The 16,252-nt window shown below is 74.5% G+C and carries 12 protein-coding genes; 10 read left to right on the top strand and 2 right to left on the bottom strand.

Features of this window, described 5'->3' with window-relative positions; genetic code table 11:
- Window positions 1-39: 39 nt before the first annotated feature.
- On the bottom strand, window positions 40-630 hold the full coding sequence (locus tag OG994_RS17670) for a CGNR zinc finger domain-containing protein (RefSeq protein WP_328850367.1): 591 nt from the start codon (window positions 628-630) through the stop codon (window positions 40-42).
- Window positions 631-738: 108 nt separating this feature from the next.
- Between OG994_RS17670 and OG994_RS17665 the strand changes: the two genes are divergently transcribed.
- From OG994_RS17665 to ispG, 4 genes are all read left to right on the top strand, one after another.
- Complete coding sequence (locus OG994_RS17665) at window positions 739-1,977, top strand: MFS transporter (protein ID WP_328850366.1); 1,239 nt, start codon at window positions 739-741, stop codon at window positions 1,975-1,977.
- Between the two features lie 191 nt (window positions 1,978-2,168).
- Window positions 2,169-3,380 carry a 1-deoxy-D-xylulose-5-phosphate reductoisomerase gene (dxr, locus tag OG994_RS17660; RefSeq protein ID WP_328850365.1) on the top strand — a complete coding sequence of 404 codons (1,212 nt, stop codon included), beginning with the start codon at window positions 2,169-2,171 and terminating at the stop codon, window positions 3,378-3,380.
- Window positions 3,380-4,630: a M50 family metallopeptidase gene (locus OG994_RS17655; RefSeq protein WP_120328467.1), complete on the top strand. Its 1,251-nt coding sequence runs from the start codon at window positions 3,380-3,382 to the stop codon at window positions 4,628-4,630. The genes dxr and OG994_RS17655 overlap by 1 nt, the downstream gene beginning before the upstream one ends.
- 9 nt (window positions 4,631-4,639) lie before the next feature.
- On the top strand, window positions 4,640-5,812 hold the full coding sequence (gene ispG / locus OG994_RS17650) for a flavodoxin-dependent (E)-4-hydroxy-3-methylbut-2-enyl-diphosphate synthase (protein WP_120328466.1): 1,173 nt from the start codon (window positions 4,640-4,642) through the stop codon (window positions 5,810-5,812).
- Between the two features lie 96 nt (window positions 5,813-5,908).
- On the opposite strand, the gene OG994_RS17645 is transcribed toward ispG, so the two are convergent.
- The gene (locus OG994_RS17645; RefSeq protein ID WP_120328465.1) at window positions 5,909-6,490 is read right to left on the bottom strand and encodes a PadR family transcriptional regulator; all 582 of its coding nucleotides are present in this window, start codon (window positions 6,488-6,490) and stop codon (window positions 5,909-5,911) included.
- Between the two features lie 122 nt (window positions 6,491-6,612).
- On the opposite strand from OG994_RS17645, the gene OG994_RS17640 reads away from it, so the two are divergent.
- From OG994_RS17640 to OG994_RS17615, 6 genes are all read left to right on the top strand, one after another.
- Window positions 6,613-7,824, top strand: coding sequence for an MFS transporter (locus tag OG994_RS17640; RefSeq protein ID WP_328850364.1), 1,212 nt, complete (start codon window positions 6,613-6,615; stop codon window positions 7,822-7,824).
- A gap of 55 nt (window positions 7,825-7,879) precedes the next feature.
- Window positions 7,880-8,719, top strand: a complete 840-nt coding sequence (locus OG994_RS17635; RefSeq protein WP_120328463.1) for a GNAT family N-acetyltransferase — start codon at window positions 7,880-7,882, stop codon at window positions 8,717-8,719.
- A 180-nt stretch (window positions 8,720-8,899) separates the two neighbouring features.
- On the top strand, window positions 8,900-9,679 hold the full coding sequence (locus tag OG994_RS17630; protein WP_328850363.1) for an ATP-binding cassette domain-containing protein: 780 nt from the start codon (window positions 8,900-8,902) through the stop codon (window positions 9,677-9,679).
- Complete coding sequence (locus OG994_RS17625) at window positions 9,676-11,910, top strand: YhgE/Pip domain-containing protein (protein ID WP_328850362.1); 2,235 nt, start codon at window positions 9,676-9,678, stop codon at window positions 11,908-11,910. The genes OG994_RS17630 and OG994_RS17625 overlap by 4 nt, the downstream gene beginning before the upstream one ends.
- A 34-nt stretch (window positions 11,911-11,944) precedes the next feature.
- Entirely contained in the window at window positions 11,945-12,538 is a 594-nt protein-coding gene (locus tag OG994_RS17620) for a TetR/AcrR family transcriptional regulator (protein WP_120328460.1), read from the top strand.
- 102 nt (window positions 12,539-12,640) lie between these two features.
- On the top strand, window positions 12,641-16,153 hold the full coding sequence (locus OG994_RS17615; RefSeq protein WP_328850361.1) for an ABC transporter ATP-binding protein: 3,513 nt from the start codon (window positions 12,641-12,643) through the stop codon (window positions 16,151-16,153).
- The last annotated feature ends 99 nt before the right edge of the window (window positions 16,154-16,252 follow it).

Below are 16,252 nucleotides of genomic sequence, written 5' to 3'. Positions count from 1 at the left end.
TGGTTGTCGGCACCGGCGCGGCTGTCGGCGGCGGTCGAATCAGGGCTGCCGGCTCTTCGCCTTCTGCCGGGCGTAGTAGGCGCGGGCGCGGTTGCGGTCGCCGCAGTCCCTCGTGTTGCACCAGCGGCGGTTCCGTCGCGGTGACGTGTCGAGGTAGACCCAGCCGCATCGGGCGTCCTCGCACTGGTGGAGGCGGTCGAGGTCGTCGCGCTGGGTGAGGGCCACGAGCCCGCGGACGATGCGGTGGCGGGGCAGGGCGAGGTCGGTGTCCCGGTCCCGCCACCGCCAGCGGTCGCCCGTGTGGACCAGGTCGGCCGCGGCGACCGCCTCCCGGTACATGCCCGCGAGGTGCGCGGCGGCTTCGGCGTCGCCGTCGAAGAGCGCCGCGTAGACACTCTCGCGCGCGTCGACGACCCGTTGCCGTTCCCGCTCGGCCCGGACGTCGTCCCGGCCTGCGAGGTCGCGCAGGGTCGCGGCCTCGTCGCCGCTGACGAGGTCGGACTCGACGCACCAGTCGAGGACGTCGGAGTAGGTCTTCAGGTTTTCGGTGCGGTCGCGCCCGCCGAGGCGCCAGTCGACGGTGTTCACCAGGTCGAGCATGCGGTCGCCCGCGATGTGGCCGAACCTCACCACCAGCTCCTCTCATGGGTAAAAGCATTGTTGCATGTGAGATGATCCGATGCCATGCTCATGGCCAATCGGCCAATCACCCATGAGAAACCCCTCCGGGAGACCCTCGTGCCCGTCGCCGCCCCCCGACGCCCGTTCGCCGCGCTCTGGGCGTCCCAGGCGTCCTCGAATCTCGCCGACGGACTGCTGCAGGCCGCCGCGCCGCTGCTCGTCGCCACGCTGACCCGCGACCCCCTCGTGGTGGCGGGCATGACGGTGGTGCAGTTCCTGCCCTGGCTGGCCGCGACCCTCCCCGCCGGCGCGTTGGCCGACCGGATGGACAGACGCCGGATACTCGCCGCGGGCAACTGGCTGCGTGCTGGTGGCTTCCTGCTGCTCGCCGTGGCCCTGGCGACCGGGTGGCGTCACGTCGCACTGCTCTATGCCGCGGTGTTCCTGGCCGGTTGCGCCGAGACGATGGTCGACAACGCCGCCCTGGCCGTCCCGCCCCGCCTCCTGCCGCGCGAGCAGCTCGAGCGCGCGAACGGGCGGTTGTTCGCGACCCAGTCCGTCATCAACACCTTTGTCGGTCCGCCCGCCGGGGCGGCGTTGTTCGCGCTGGCGGCGTCCGCGGCCTTCTACACCGGCGCGGCCGCGTTCGCCCTCGCCGGTCTGGCAGCCCTGCTGCTGCCCGCGGTGCGCCCGACCGCCGAGGAGTTGGAGCGCCGCCGCGTCACCCCGACCACCATCTCCCAGGACATCCGCTCCGGATGGGTCCACTTCTGGCGCCATGACCTGCTGCGCCGAGTCGCCTTCATCTCGGCGGCCATCAACTTCTTCGGCTCGGCCACCGGCGGGTTGCTCGTCCTGCTCGTCACCGGCCCGTACGACGTGCCGATGTCGCGCTACGGCCTGTTCATCGCCGTTCCCGCCGCAGGTGCGATCGCCGGCTCACTGCTCGCCGAACACGTCGTGCCCCGCATCGGCGGCGGCCCCACCACCTGGCTCGCGGCCCTCGTCCCGGCCGTCAGCTACGCCATCCTCGGTCTGGGGCACGACACGCCCCTCGCCCTCGCCGGCATGTTCTGCGCCGCCATCGCCACCTCGCTGAACCAGATCGTCGTCAGCACGCTGCGTCAAGCGGTAGTCCCCGACGAACTCCTCGGCCGTGTCACCGCCGCCTACCGCCTGGTGGTCCTCGGCGTCGTCCCCCTCGGCGCCGTCGCCGGCGGCGTGCTCGGACGCGGCCTGGGGATCCGCGCCCCCTTCGTCGCCGCCGCCGTCGGACTCGTGCTCGCCGCGTTCCTGCTCGCCTCCCGGGTGACCACCGAGGCCCTCCGCGACGCCGAGACGGCCCGTCACCCCTGACCGGATCCCCGTCCTCGGTCCGGGGCTCCCCGGCGGATCCGCGGCTCGCCGGCGGATCCGGGGGTGCCCGGCGGATCCGGGGGTGCCCGGCGGATTCGAGCGCTCGGCCAGGAGGCGCCACCGGAGTGGGTCGGCGGGGAAAGATTGAGGCTCCCAGCGGACGTTCGGCCCGACTGGGGAAGAATGGCCGCGTGACTTCCGCGCGAGAACTCGTCCTGCTCGGCTCCACGGGCTCGATCGGCACCCAGGCCATCGACATCGTCCGGCGCAACCCGGAGCGGTTCCGGGTGGTGGCGCTCGGCGCGGGCGGCGGCAACGTCGACCTGCTCGCGGCGCAGGCCCTCGAACTCGGCGTCGAGGCGGTCGGCGTCGCGAAGGCGTCCGCCGCCCAGGACCTCCAGCTCGCGTTCTACTCCGAGGCGAGCCGGCGCGGCTGGTCGAGCGGCGACTTCAAGCTGCCCAAGATCATCGCCGGGCCGGACGCGATGACCGAGCTGGCGCAGTGGCCGTGTGACGTGGTCCTCAACGGGGTGGTCGGCTCGCTCGGGCTGGCGCCGACCCTCGCGGCGCTGCGCGCCGGCCGTACGCTCGCGCTCGCCAACAAGGAGTCGCTCGTGGCCGGCGGCCCCCTCATGAAGGCCGCCGTGACCCGCGCGGGGCAGATCGTGCCGGTCGACTCGGAGCACTCGGCGCTCGCCCAGTGCCTGCGCGGCGGGACGCGGGGCGAGGTGCGCCGGCTCGTCGTGACCGCCAGCGGCGGGCCGTTCCGGGGGAAGCGGCGCGAGGAGTTGACGCGGGTCACGCCCGAGCAGGCGCTGGCGCACCCGACCTGGAACATGGGCCCGGTCGTCACGATCAACTCGGCGACCATGGTCAACAAGGCGCTCGAGGTGATCGAGGCGCACGAGCTGTTCGACGTCCCGTACGCCGACATCACCGTGATGGTGCACCCCCAGTCGGTGATCCACTCGATGGTCGAGTTCGCCGACGGCTCCACCCTCGCCCAGGCCAGCCCGCCGGACATGCGGCTGCCCATCGCGCTGGGCCTCGGCTGGCCGGACCGGGTCCCGGACGCGGCCCCGGCCGTCGACTGGACGACCAGCCACACCTGGGAGTTCGCCCCGCTCGACGACGAGGCGTTCCCGGCCGTCGCGCTGGCCAAGGCCGCCGGCGAGGCCGGGTGCTGCCGGCCGGCCGTCTACAACGCGGCGAACGAGGAGTGCGTGGCCGCGTTCGTGGCCGGACGGTTGCCCTTCCTCGGCATCGTGGACACCGTCGCGAGGGTGCTGGAGGACGCTCCGGAGTTCGGCGAACCAGGTACCGTCGAGGACGTGCTCGCGGCGGAGTCGTGGGCCCGTGCGCACGCACAGGAGATCATCGCCGCGGCGGTGGAAGGAGCTTGATGGCATACCTGCTCGGGGTGGCGCTGTTCGCGCTGGCCATCCTCGTCTCGGTGAGCCTGCACGAGGCGGGGCACATGCTGACCGCCAAGGCGTTCGGGATGAAGGTCACACGCTACTTCGTCGGGTTCGGGCCCACCCTGTGGTCGTTCCGCCGCGGCGAGACCGAGTACGGCGTCAAGGGCATCCCCCTCGGCGGTTTCTGCAAGATCGTCGGCATGACCCCGCAGGACGACGACGTGGACCCGGCCGACGAGCCGCGGGCCATGTGGCGCTACCCGGTGTGGAAGCGGACGATCGTGATGTCCGCGGGCTCGATCACCCACTTCGCGCTCGCCCTGGTCACGCTCTGGATCCTCGCCGTCTCCGCCGGCCTGCCCAACCCGAACTTCCCGAGCACGGAGGCGGAGATCCGGCAGGAGCCGGCGGTCGTCGCGCTGAGCGACTGCGTGGTGCCGGACAACAGCGTCCGCGAGTGCCAGCCGGGCGACGCGGCCAGCCCGGCCGCGCAGGCCAACCTGCGTGACGGCGACCGGATCACCTCGCTCAACGGCCAGCCGATCGACAACTACGGTGAGCTGCTCACCGCGCTGCGGGGTCTCACGCCGGGGAGCACCGCGACGATCGGGTACGTCCGGGACGGGCAGCCGGGTCAGACCCGGGCGGTCCTCGCGAAGACCGAGCGGCCCCCGCTGGACGACCCGGAGGGCGCTGTCACGCCGGTCGCCGCGCTCGGCGTGGGTCTGATCCCGAGCACCCCCACGCGGGTGACGTACGGGCCGGTCGCGGCGTTCGGCGCGACCGCCGACTTCACCGGCGAGATGGCGGTGAACACGGTGCACGCGTTGCAGCGGATCCCGCAGAAGATCCCCGCGCTCTGGCAGGCGATCACCGGCGGTGAGCGGGACATGGACACCCCGATCAGCGTGGTGGGCGCCAGCCGGCTCGGCGGCGAGGCCGTCGAGAACAACGCCTGGCTGGTCTTCTTCATGCTGTTCGTCTCGCTGAACTTCTTCATCGGCGTGTTCAACCTGCTGCCGCTGCTCCCGCTCGACGGCGGCCACATCGCCATCGCCTGGTTCGAACGCGCCCGGTCCTGGGTCTACGCGCGGCTGCGCCGCCCGGACCCGGGCCGCGTCGACTACCTCAAGCTCATGCCCTTCACGTACGCGGTGATCCTGATCGGTGGCGCGTTCACGCTGCTGACCATCACCGCGGACGTGGTCAACCCGATCACGCTCTTCTCAAGGTGAGTGCCTGAAGTGACCGCAGTCAGCCTCGGTATGCCGCCCGTGCCGCCCCCGCCGCTCGCGAAGCGCCGGGCCAGCCGCCAGATCATGGTCGGCTCGGTCCCGGTGGGCGGCGGCGCGCCCGTGTCCGTGCAGTCGATGACCACCACCCTCACCGCCGACGTGAACGCCACGTTGCAGCAGATCGCCGAGCTGACCGCGGCCGGCTGCCAGATCGTCCGGGTCGCCGTGCCGTCCCAGGACGACGTCGAGGCGCTGCCGGCGATCGCCAAGAAGTCGAAGATCCCGGTGATCGCGGACATCCACTTCCAGCCGAAGTACGTCTTCGCCGCGATCGACGCCGGCTGCGCCGCCGTCCGGGTCAACCCCGGCAACATCCGGCAGTTCGACGACAAGGTCAAGGAGATCGCCAAGGCGGCCAGCGACGCCGGGGTGCCGATCCGCATCGGCGTCAACGCCGGTTCGCTGGACAAGCGGCTGCTGAGCAAGTACGGCAAGGCCACGGCCGAGGCGCTGGTCGAGTCGGCGCTCTGGGAGTGCTCGCTCTTCGAGGAGCACGGCTTCCGGGACATCAAGATCTCCGTGAAGCACAACGACCCCGTCGTGATGATCCGGGCGTACCGGCAGCTCGCCGAGCAGTGCGACTACCCGCTGCACCTGGGCGTCACCGAGGCGGGCCCGGCGTTCCAGGGCACGATCAAGTCGGCGGTGGCGTTCGGCGCGCTGCTCGCCGAGGGGATCGGCGACACGATCCGGGTGTCGCTCTCCGCGCCGCCGGTGGAGGAGATCAAGGTCGGCACCGCGATCCTGGAGTCGCTGGGGCTGCGCGAGCGTGGCCTGGAGATCGTCTCCTGCCCGTCCTGCGGGCGTGCGCAGGTGGACGTCTACAAGCTCGCCGAGGAGGTCACCGCCGGCCTGGAGGGGCTGCCGGTGCCGCTGCGGGTGGCCGTGATGGGCTGCGTCGTCAACGGCCCGGGCGAGGCCCGGGAGGCCGACCTCGGTGTCGCCTCCGGCAACGGCAAGGGTCAGATCTTCGTGAAGGGGCAGGTCATCAAGACCGTCCCCGAGGGGCAGATCGTGGAGACGCTCATCGAGGAGGCGCTGCGCCTGGCCGAGGAGATGGGCGCGGAACTCCCCGAGGAGCTGCGCGGGCTGGTCACCGGTCCCACGGTCACCGTCCACTGACGTCGGCATCGCCGAAGGGCGGCCTCCCGCGGGAGGCCGCCCTTCGCGCGTACGGGGGGCCGGTGACCGCCCTCGTGTCGTGGTGGTGGGAGTCGCTCACTCGGACTCGGCGAGGATCGCGTAGAGCTTGCGCCGCGTCTCGTCGAGCACCTGGGCGGCGCGTTCGCGCTGGTCGTCGGTGCCGGTCATCATCACCTGCCGCAGGGCGTGCATGGCCTGTGCCCCCGCGTCACGGATGTCGTGCCAGCTGTTGACGGTCGTCTCGCCGAACTCCGCCCAGGGCGGGGTCTGCGCCGCCGTGTTCGCCTCCTCCCGCCCCTGCTCGGTGAGCGTGAACCGCTTCCGCCCGCCGTCGGAGTCGGCGGCGGCCGTAATGGCGCCCTCGTCCTCGAGCAGTTGCAGGGTGGGGTAAATCGAGCCGGGGCTGGGGCGCCACGCCCCGCCGGTGCGGGAGTCGATCTCCTGGATCATCTCGTAGCCGTGCATCGGCCGCTCGGTGAGCAGGGCCAGCACGGCCCCGCGCACGTTGGGGCGGCGTCCGCGTCCCCGGCCGCGCCCGCGACCGTGCCCATGGCCGTGCGGCCCGGGCGGGAACGGCGGGCCCGGAGGTACGGGCGGGAAGCCGAAGCCCCGCATGCGCATCTCGTGCATCGCGTGCAGTCGTCGGTGGAAGCCCATCGGGCTCTCCCTTCATCGTCCTATCACTGATGCATCAACGATATATCGGCAATGCATCGGCGACAAGACGGGAGCGCAACCCGGTTCACAAACCGTACGTACGTCTTGCTAAGCTCGCGGCCGTGCGCCTGCTTCCCGAACCGGGCCCGGCCCGGACCCTCGCCCTGTCCACCCTGGTGAACACCGTCGGACGCGGCACGTGGCTGACCGTGAGCGCCCTGTTCCTGACCCGCTCGGTCGGGCTGACCGTGGCGCAGGTCGGTGTGGCGCTCAGCGTCACGGCGCTCGTGAGCCTCGTCGCGAGCACGCCGATGGGCTACCTCGCCGACCGGCACGGGCCCCGCGGCCTCCAGCTCGCCGCGCTCGTCGCGTCCGCCGTCTGCACGGCCGCGCTCGTGGCGGTCCGCTCCTTCGCGGCGTTCCTCGTGGTCGGCGTGCTCATGGCGGTCGCCGACTCGGCCACCCGCGGCGCGCGCGGGGCGCTGATCGCCGGTGCGGTCCCGGCCGACCAGCGCGTACGCACCCGGGCCCACCTGCGCGCCGTCACCAACGTGGGGATCTCGGTCGGTGCCGTGGTGGCCGGGGTCGGCCTCGCCGCGGACACCCGGGCCGCGTACGTGGCGCTGATCCTGCTGGACTGCGTCACGTACCTGGTGGCGGCCGCGATCCTGCTGCGGCTGCCGGAGGTGCCGCCGGTTCCGGCGCCGGCGCACGGGCCGCGGCTCATCGCGCTGCGGGACCGCCCGTTCCTCGCCTTCACGGTGCTGGACGGGCTGATGTCGATGCACTTCGGACTGCTCAACATCGCCCTGCCGCTGTGGATCGCCGGGCACACGAGGGCGCCGCACTGGCTGATCTCGGGCTGCATGCTGGTCAACACGGTGATGGTGGTGCTGTTCCAGGTCCGCGCCTCGCGTGGCACCGAGGACCTGTCCGGCGCCGGCCGGGCCGCCCGCCGGGCGGGAGCCGTGATCGCCGTCGCCTGCGTCCTCTTCGCGGCCAGCGGCGGCGTACCCGCCCCGGTCGCCGTGCCGCTGCTGCTCGGCGGGGCGCTGGTGCACGTGGTGGGCGAGCTGTGGCACGCGGCGGCCGGCTGGGGCGTCTCGTTCGGCCTCGCCCCGGCCCACGCGCAGGGCCAGTACCAGGGCGCGTACGCGATGGGCATGCAGCTCGGGTCGATGGTGGCGCCGGTCGTGGTGACGACGCTGGCGGTCGGTTGGGGCGTACCGGGCTGGTTGCTCCTCGGTGGGCTCTTCCTGCTCCTCGGTGCGCTGGTGCCGCCCGTGGTGCGGTGGGCCGGGCGGACCCGGGAGGAGCAGCTCGTGGCCGCGTGACGCCGAGTCGGCACTCAGGCCGCGGGCCGGGGGCCGCATCTGGCACGCTGGAGGTGTGCTGACGGTGCCGGTGCGGCAACTCGGGGAATCGGAACGACGCGCGGTCGAGCGGCTGCTCGACCTCGACCCGTACGCGGGCGCGCCGGTCGCCGAGCGGATCGCCGCGCGCGGGCTCTCCTGGTGGCGGGCCGACGGGCGGGTCCTGGGCTACGGCGCCCGTCGGCACCTGGAGTCGATCTGCTGGCTGGGCGGCAATCTCACGCCGGTGCTCGCCACCGAGCCGGCCGTCGCCGCCTTCGCCGACCTGCTGGCCGGCGAGGAACGGCTCTGCTCGTCGATCGTCGGCCGGGCCGACGCCGTGCTCGGGCTCTGGGACCGCCTCGCCGACGTCTGGGGGCCGGCCCGGGACGTACGCCCGAACCAGCCGCTGCTGGCCACCGAGGCGTTGCCGGTGGTGCCCGCCGACCCCGAGGTCCGCCGGGTGCGCAGCGGGGAGATCGACCGGCTCTTCCCGGCGGCGGTGGCGATGTACACCGAGGAGGTCGGTGTCTCGCCGCTGGCCGAGGACGGCGGGCGCAGCTACCGGCGGCGGGTCAGCGAGCTGGTCCGCGGCGGCCGCGCGTACGCCCGGTTCGCCGACGGGCGGGTCATCTTCAAGGCCGAGCTCGCGGTGGTGACCCGGCGGACGGCGCAGATCCAGGGGGTCTGGGTGGCGCCCGAGTGGCGCGGACGGGGGATCGCCACGGCCGCGATGGCGGCCGTCGTGCGGGACGCCCTGCTGCGGGTCGCCCCGACGGTCAGCCTGTACGTCAACGACTTCAACCTGCCGGCCCGCCGCGTCTACGAGCGGTGCGGCTTCCGGCCCGTGGGCACGCTGGCCACCGTGCTGTTCTGACCGGCGCCCGCCGCTGCGCCCGGCGAGCCCGCCGCTCCCGCTGTTCGTCCCTTCCTCCTGCCCCTCGCCGGTGTCCGGGCGATGACGCGGATCACGGTCGCCGGCCGCGCCGGAACCGGACACGGGCACTAGGCTGAGAATGTTTTTAGACTGACCAGTCAGTGCAAAGGCGAGGCAGACGTGATCATCGAGGCGTACGGGCTCGGACTGCGTACCCGCCGCGGCTGGGTCTTCCGGGACGTCGACCTGACCGCCGACGAAGGGGAGCTGCACGCGGTGACCGGGCCGGCGGCCAGCGGCCGTACGTCGCTGCTGCTGGCGCTCGCCGGCCGGTTCCCGACCACCGAGGGACGGCTGGTCCGGCACGGCACCGCCGCGCTCGGTCACGTCGCGGGCGTGCACGAACCCGATCCGGAACTGACCGTGGCCGAGCACGTCACCGAGCGGCTGCTGCTGCTCGGCCCGCCCCGCGACCTCCCGTCCCGGGCCGCGCGGAGGGCGTACCGGCGGGACGCGCTCGCCGCCGCGCTCGACGGCGCCGGTCTCACCGGCGGGGTGCCGCTCGACCCGGCCGCCCGGGGACGCGACCTCGCCCCGGTGCAACGGCAGGTGCTCGGTCTCGTCCTCGCCACGCTGAGCCGGCCGCGGCTGATCGTCGCCGACGACGTCGACGCCGGCGCGGACCCGTCCGAGCGCGCCTGGCTCTGGGCGGCACTGGCCCGGCTCGCGGCGCAGGGCCACGCCGTGGTGGTCAGCGCCCGGGCCGTCGAGCCGGGGGTCGGCGCGATCGAGCACCGGCTCGGCCCGTCGGCCGAACGCCCGCCCGGCGCGGGGCCCGCACAGGCCGAACCCGACCCCGGGACCGAGGCCGGCCCCGAGACCCAGCCCGATGCCGAGGCCCGCCCCGAGGTCGGGGCACGGGGCGGCGCGCACACCGAAACCCTGGAGGTGACCCGATGAGCGTGATCCGGTTGGCCGGGTTCGAGCTGCGGCGGATGCTCCGCGGGCGGCTGCCGCGCGCCGCGCTGGCCGTGCTGACCGTGATCCCGCTGCTCTACGGGGCGCTCTACCTCTACGCCTTCTGGGATCCGTACGGGAAGCTGGACCGCATCCCCGTGGCGCTGGTGAACGCCGACCGGCCGGTGACCGCCGCCGACGGCACCGAGGTCCACGCCGGCCGGGACCTCACCGACGAACTGCTCGACCGGCGGGTGTTCGGCTGGCACGTCACCGACGCGCGCGACGCCGCCGCCGGGCTGCGCAGCGGCCGCTACCACCTCGTCTTCGCCATCCCGGCGGACTTCTCGGCGAGCCTCGCCGGCAGCCCCGAACCGGACCGGCCCGCCCGGCGCGGCCAGCTCACGGTGGTCAGCGACGACGCCACCAACTACCTGTCCGGCCTGCTCGCCCGCTCCGCGTTCACCGAGATCCGCGCCGCCGCGGCGGAGAGCGCGGCCACCGACTACTTCCAGAAGATGCTGGTCGGCTTCACCGACGCCAAGGCCGAGACCGGTCGCGCCGCCGACGGTGCCGGGCAGCTCGCCGACGGGCTGGGCACCAGCCGGGCGGGGGCCGGCACCCTCGCCGACGGTCTGGACCGTTCGGTGGCCGGCGCCGGACAGCTCTCGGAGGGTCTGGACGCCTCGGCCGCCGGAGCCGGACGGCTCGCCACCGGGCTGGACGAGACCGCGCGCGGCGCGGACGAACTCGCCGCCGGGCTCGGCCGGCTGCGCACGGGCGCGGCGCAGCTCGCCGACGGCACCGCCCGGGCGGCCAGCGAGACCCGCGCGGTGGCGACCCGCGTCGACGCCGCGATCGACCGGGTCGAGCCGGTCCTGCGGGACAACGCCGACCGGATCGCGCGGTCCGCGACCGCCATCGCCGACGGCGCCCAGGCGCTCGCCGACAACCTCGACGCGTTGCCTCGGCACGCGGACACCGCCCTGACCCAGGCCGAGAAGGTGCGCGACCGGCTCGACGCGCTCGTCGCCGCCCACCCGGACCTCGCCGACGACCCGAACGTGGTGGCCGCCCGCGCCGCCGCCGACGCGACGGTCGACGCGGCCCGTACGGTCACCGACGCCCTGGACGACACCGACCTGTCCGCGTTGCGCCAGCGGATGCTCACGGTGGCCGCCACCGCCCGGGAGATCGCCGCCGCGGCGCCGCACCTGGCCGACGACGTGGCGGCCGCCCGCGCCAAGGTGGACGAGCTGGCCGGCGGGCTGAGCACGCTCGCCGACGGCAGCGCGGCGCTGCGCGACGGCCTCGGTGACGCGGCCGACGGCGCCGACCAGGTGCGCGGCGGGCTGTTCCGGCTCGCCACCGGCGCCCGCGAGCTGGACGGCGGCCTCGGCACGCTGGGCGGCGGCAGCGACCGGCTCGCCGACGGGCTCACCCGGCTGGAGAGCGGCGCCGGTGACCTCGCCGCCGGCCTGACGAGGCTCGGCGACGGCGCCGGTGACCTCGCCGACGGGTTGGCCGCCGGAGCGGAGAAACTGCCCGGGTACGACGACGCGGACGCCCGATCCGCCGTCCTCGGCGATCCGGTCGCCCTGGACCGCAGCGCGAGGCACCCGGCCGCCGCGTACGGGGTCGGCTTCGCGCCGTACTTCCTCGGGCTCGCGCTCTGGGTCGGCGCGATGATCACGTACATGCTGCTGCGGCCGGTGAACCGGCGGCACGTGATGTCCGGCGCGCCCGCGTGGCGGGTCGCGCTGGCCGGCTGGCTCCCCGCCGCGGCGGTCGGGCTGGCCCAGGCCGGGGTGCTCTTCGCCGTGGTCACGCTGGTGCTCGACCTGGATCCGGTCCGGCCGGCCGCGACGCTCGGGACGCTGGCGCTCACCTCGCTCGCGTTCACCGCGATCATGCAGTGGCTCGGCGCGCAGCTCGGCCCGGCCGGCCGGCTCGCGGCGCTGGCGCTGCTCATGCTCCAGCTCACCTCGTCCGGCGGCACCTACCCGGTGCAGACCTCGCCCGGCTTCTTCCAGGCCATCCACCCGTACCTGCCGATGACCTACGTGGTGACGGCCCTGCGGCACACCGTCAACGGCGGGGCGGTCGCGCCGGTGGTCACGGCGGCGCTGGTGCTCGCCGGCTTCGCGGTGGCCGCGCTGGCGCTCACCGTCGACGCCGCCCGGCGGTCGCGCCGGCTGACCCCGGCGCGGCTGCACCCCGAGCTCACCATGTGAGGATGGGCGCGACGGCGGTGGGACGGGGGCACGAGTGACGGACGGGCGGTCGCGGCGCCGGGAGGACACCCGGCAACGTCTCTTCGAGGCGGCGGTGGAGCTCATCGCCGAGCAGGGCTTCTCGGCCACCACCGTCGACGACATCGCGGCGCGGGCCGGCGTGGCGAAGGGGACCGTCTACTACAACTTCGAGTCCAAGACGGTGCTCTTCGAGGAGCTGCTGCGGCACGGCATCGGCCTGCTCACCGCCGAGTTCCGGGCCGCCGTGGCCGGGCTGCCGCCGCGCGAGGCCGTGGCGGCCCTCGTCCGGGCGGAACTGGAGTACATCCGCCGCTACCGGGCCTTCGCCCAACTGCTGCTCTCCGAGATGTGGCGGACCAACCGGGAGTGGCAGCAGACGCTGCGGCTGTTGCGCGGCGAGGCGATCGAGGTGATCGCCGAGACGGTACGGGCCGGTGTGCGCAGCGGTGACCTGCCGGCCGACCTCGACGTGCGGACGGCGTCGTCCGCGCTGTTCGGCGTCGGCCTCGTGGTGGCCGTGGACTGGCTCGTGTTCCAGCCGGAGCGGCCCATCGAGGACGTGCAGGAGGCGCTGCTCGGCATCGTCCGCCGGGTCGCCCAGACCTGATCCACCTCGGGCCGCGGAGCCGAAAATGCGTTGATCCGTCCGGGCCGGACGGACGAGGCTGGGGTCACCGCCCCCACCCGACCAGAGTCCGGAGGACTGTCCATGCGCCTGCTCCGTGACCTCTGGGCGACCGCACCCCGCCGGATGGCGGCGGTCCTCGTGCTCGTCGTGCTCGGCGCCGCCGGTCAGGCGGCCGCCTCCGCGCTCGCCGGGCCGGTGCTCGTCCACCGGTCGGCCGGCTGGTTCACGGCCCTCGCCGTGGCGCTGGTCGCCGCGGTCGTCACCGACCTGGCGGTGGGGCTGCTGATGGCCGGCCTGACCGCCGACTGGTCCGCCGACGTGCGGCGCCGGCTCTGCCGGGTGGCGCTCGGGCAGGACCTGCCCACGCTGGAGACCACCCCGGTCGGCGAGCTGCTCGACCGCATCGACAACGACGTCTACCAGGTCGCCGCCGAGGTGCGGAACACCGGCGTCCGCCTGGTGCAGGGCGTGGCCGTGTGCCTGCTCGCGACCGTGAGCGCCCTGTTCGTCTGGTGGCCCGCCGGCGTCGGGATGGTCGTGGTGACCGCGCTGCTGACCGTCGTGCTGCGCCGGCCCACCGCGGCGATCGCCCCCGCCCGGATGGCCGAGGAGGAGGCCTGGTCGGACCTCGCCGCCGTCATGGAGGAGGCGGTCCACGGCCAGGACGACGTCCGCACCAGCCTGGCCCGGCCGTACGTGCTGCGCCTCTACGCCCGCCGGGCCGCCGAGGTGATCGCCCGCGCCGGTCGGGTGTTCCGGATGTCGGCCCGGGTCACCGCCGTCGCCGCGGGCGCCATCCGCGCCGGCATCGCCGCCGTGGTGCTCGCGGGTGCGTGGGCGCTGGCCAGCGGCCGGATCGACGGGGCCCGGCTGACGGCCATCTGGCTGCTCGCGATCGCCTTCGGGGCGACGGTCGAGCACATGGCCCGCTGGGTGCCGCACCTGCAGTACGCGCTCGGCGCGTGGGCGCGGGTGCAACTGCTCTCCAGCGCCACGCAGGAGCCGACCGGCGGCGCCGCCCCCGCCGACGGTGACCTGACCGTACGGGGGCTGACCTTCCGCTACCCGTCCAGCGACGACCGGGGCCCGGCGCTGCGGGACATCCGGCTGACCTTCGCGCGCGGCCGGTCGTACGCGCTGGTGGGCCGCACCGGCTCGGGCAAGTCGACGCTGGCCAAGGTGCTCACGCGGGCGGTCGACGTGCCCCGGGGCACGGTCTTCCTCGGCGACACGGACCTCGTCGACCTGGACGTCGAGGAGTTGCGCCGCTGGATCGCGGTGGTGCCGCAGCGGACGGAGATCCTCGCCGGGACGCTGGCCGAGAACGTGGCGCTCTTCGACCCCGACCTGCTCGACGGCGCCACCCGGGCACTGGAGGAACTGGGGCTCGCGGGCTGGATCGCCGAGCTGCCCGACGGTGTGCACACCCGGCTCGGGGAGGGCGGGCACGTGCTCTCCGCCGGCCAGGAGCAGCTGGTGGCGTTCGCCCGGATCCTCGTCCGCGACCCCCGCGTGGTGATCCTCGACGAGGCCACCGCCCGGCTCGACCCGGTCACCGAGGTCCGCGTACGGCAGGCCACCGAGCGGCTGCTCACCGACCGGATCGGCATCGTCATCGCGCACCGGCTCTCGTCGGTGCGCCGCTGCGACGAGGTGGTGGTGCTCGCCGACGGCGAGGTGCTGGAGGCCGGCCCGCTGCGCGAGTCCGAGCGCTTCGCGGAACTGCTCGCCACCGCGGGCGCGTACGCCGGTGCGGGCAGCGTGGCCCCCGCGCGGGGCGGGCTGGACCTGCTGCCGGGACCGGGCCGCGAGTGGGACCTCGCCGAGCCGGCGGCCACGGAGTCGGCGGCGACCGAGCCGGCGGCGGCCGAGCCGGCGGTGGCCGTACCGAAGACGGACCCGCCGCCGCTGCCCCCGGCCCCGCCCGCGCGGACCATGCGGGAGATCCTGCGGCTGGCCGTCAACGATCCGCGGTTCGGCCTGGTCTCCGTCGCGCTGTTCGTCGTGATGACGCTGCTCGGCCTCGACGGCTCGGTGCTGCCGTGGCTCTGGGCGGACGTGGTGGACGGGGGCGACCCGTGGCTCCCGGCGCTCGGGATCGCCGCGGCGCTGCTCGTCGTGCTGCCGTTGCCCTACCTCACGAACCTGTGGTTCCCGCAGTGGTGGATCCGCCAGATGCTGCGGATCAGCCTGCGGCTGGTGCACGGGCAGACCGGCCCGCGCCGGGTCAGCGGGCACACCCCCGCCGAGGTGGTCGCCCAGGGCGGCGATACCGAGCGGGTGGTGCAGCTCGCCGACAACCTCGTCGACCAGTTCATCTCCCTGGCGATCGTGGTCACCATGACGGCGGTGACCGGAAGCGTGGTGCCGGCGCTGTTCTTCCTCGGGACGATGGTGGTCTCCGGGCTCGCGGCGACGCTGTTCGGGCCCCGGCTGGAACGCACCGCGGCCGGCACCGTGAAGGCCCGGGCCGCGTTCGCCACGGCGCTCGTCTCCTCGCTGTCCGCCGCCCGTACGGTGAAGCTCGCCGGGGCGACCGCGCCGGTGCTCGCGCACCTCGCGACGCTGGACACCGTCCGCAGCGAACGGCAGCGCCGCGAGATCGCCATGCAGGTGTGGGCGCGGTCGACCCCGTCCGTGGCGAGCGGCCTGCTGCCGATCGGCGCGTGGGCGCTCTACCTGGCCGGAGGGCTCTCCGCCGGCGCCACGCTGGTGGCGGTCTCCACCCTCGGCGCGGCCCGCTGGTTCGCCTGGACCACGGCCTCGCTGGTCTCCCACTACCCGTCCGCCCGGGTCTGGACCCGCCGGACGGTGGCGATGAGCGGTACGGCGGCCTACTCGGCGGCGGTGCCCGGCGTGGACCTGGCCGCCGGGACCGCGCCCGCGCCGCAGCCGCCGCCGCGACGACCGCTGCGCCGGCTCGACCTGGCCGGCTTCGGGGCGCTGCACTCGGACGGGACGCTGGCCGCCCGGGACGTGGACCTCACGGTCGAGCGCGGGCAGCTGGTGCTGGTCGTCGGTCCGGTCGGTTCGGGCAAGTCGTCGCTGCTGCGTGCGCTCGCCGGGATCGTGCACCACACCGGGGAACTCCGCTGGAACGGGGAACCGGTGACCGAGCCGGAGCTGTTCCTGCGCCCGAACCAGGTCGGGTACGTGGGGCAGTTGCCCCGGGTGCTGTCGGGGACGGTGGCGGAGAACATCGCTCTCGGCCACGACGTCGACGCGGCGGCGGCCGTCTCCACCGCCCAGCTGGAGCACGACCTGGCGGCCGCCGGCGGCGGGCTGGGGCTGCTCATCGGGCACAAGGACACCCGCCTGTCCGGCGGGCAGTTGCAGCGGCTGGCGCTGGCCCGGGCGCTCGCGCCCCGCACCGAGCTGCTGGTCGCCGACGACGTGTCGTCCGCGCTGGACGTCACGACCGAGCTGGCGTTGTGGGCGGCGCTGCGGGAGCACGGGGTCACGGTGGTCGGCTCCACCTCCAAGCGGGCGGCGCTGGTCCGCGCCGACCACGTGGTGGTGCTGGTGGGCGGCACGGTCGCCGCCCAGGGCCGCTGGCGCGACCTGGAACCCGACTGGGGCCACCTGGCCGGCTGACCCCCACCTGGCCGGCTGACCCCCACCGCGCGCCCCGCCCCCGACCCCCGCGTCCCGGCCCCCCGCCCCCGGGACTACGGCGTCGATCATGAGGTTAGC

The organism is Micromonospora globbae, from assembly GCF_036184225.1.
GTDB classification, from domain to species: Bacteria; Actinomycetota; Actinomycetes; order Mycobacteriales; family Micromonosporaceae; genus Micromonospora; species Micromonospora globbae.
This window is presented reverse-complemented; position numbering and strand designations above follow the sequence as displayed.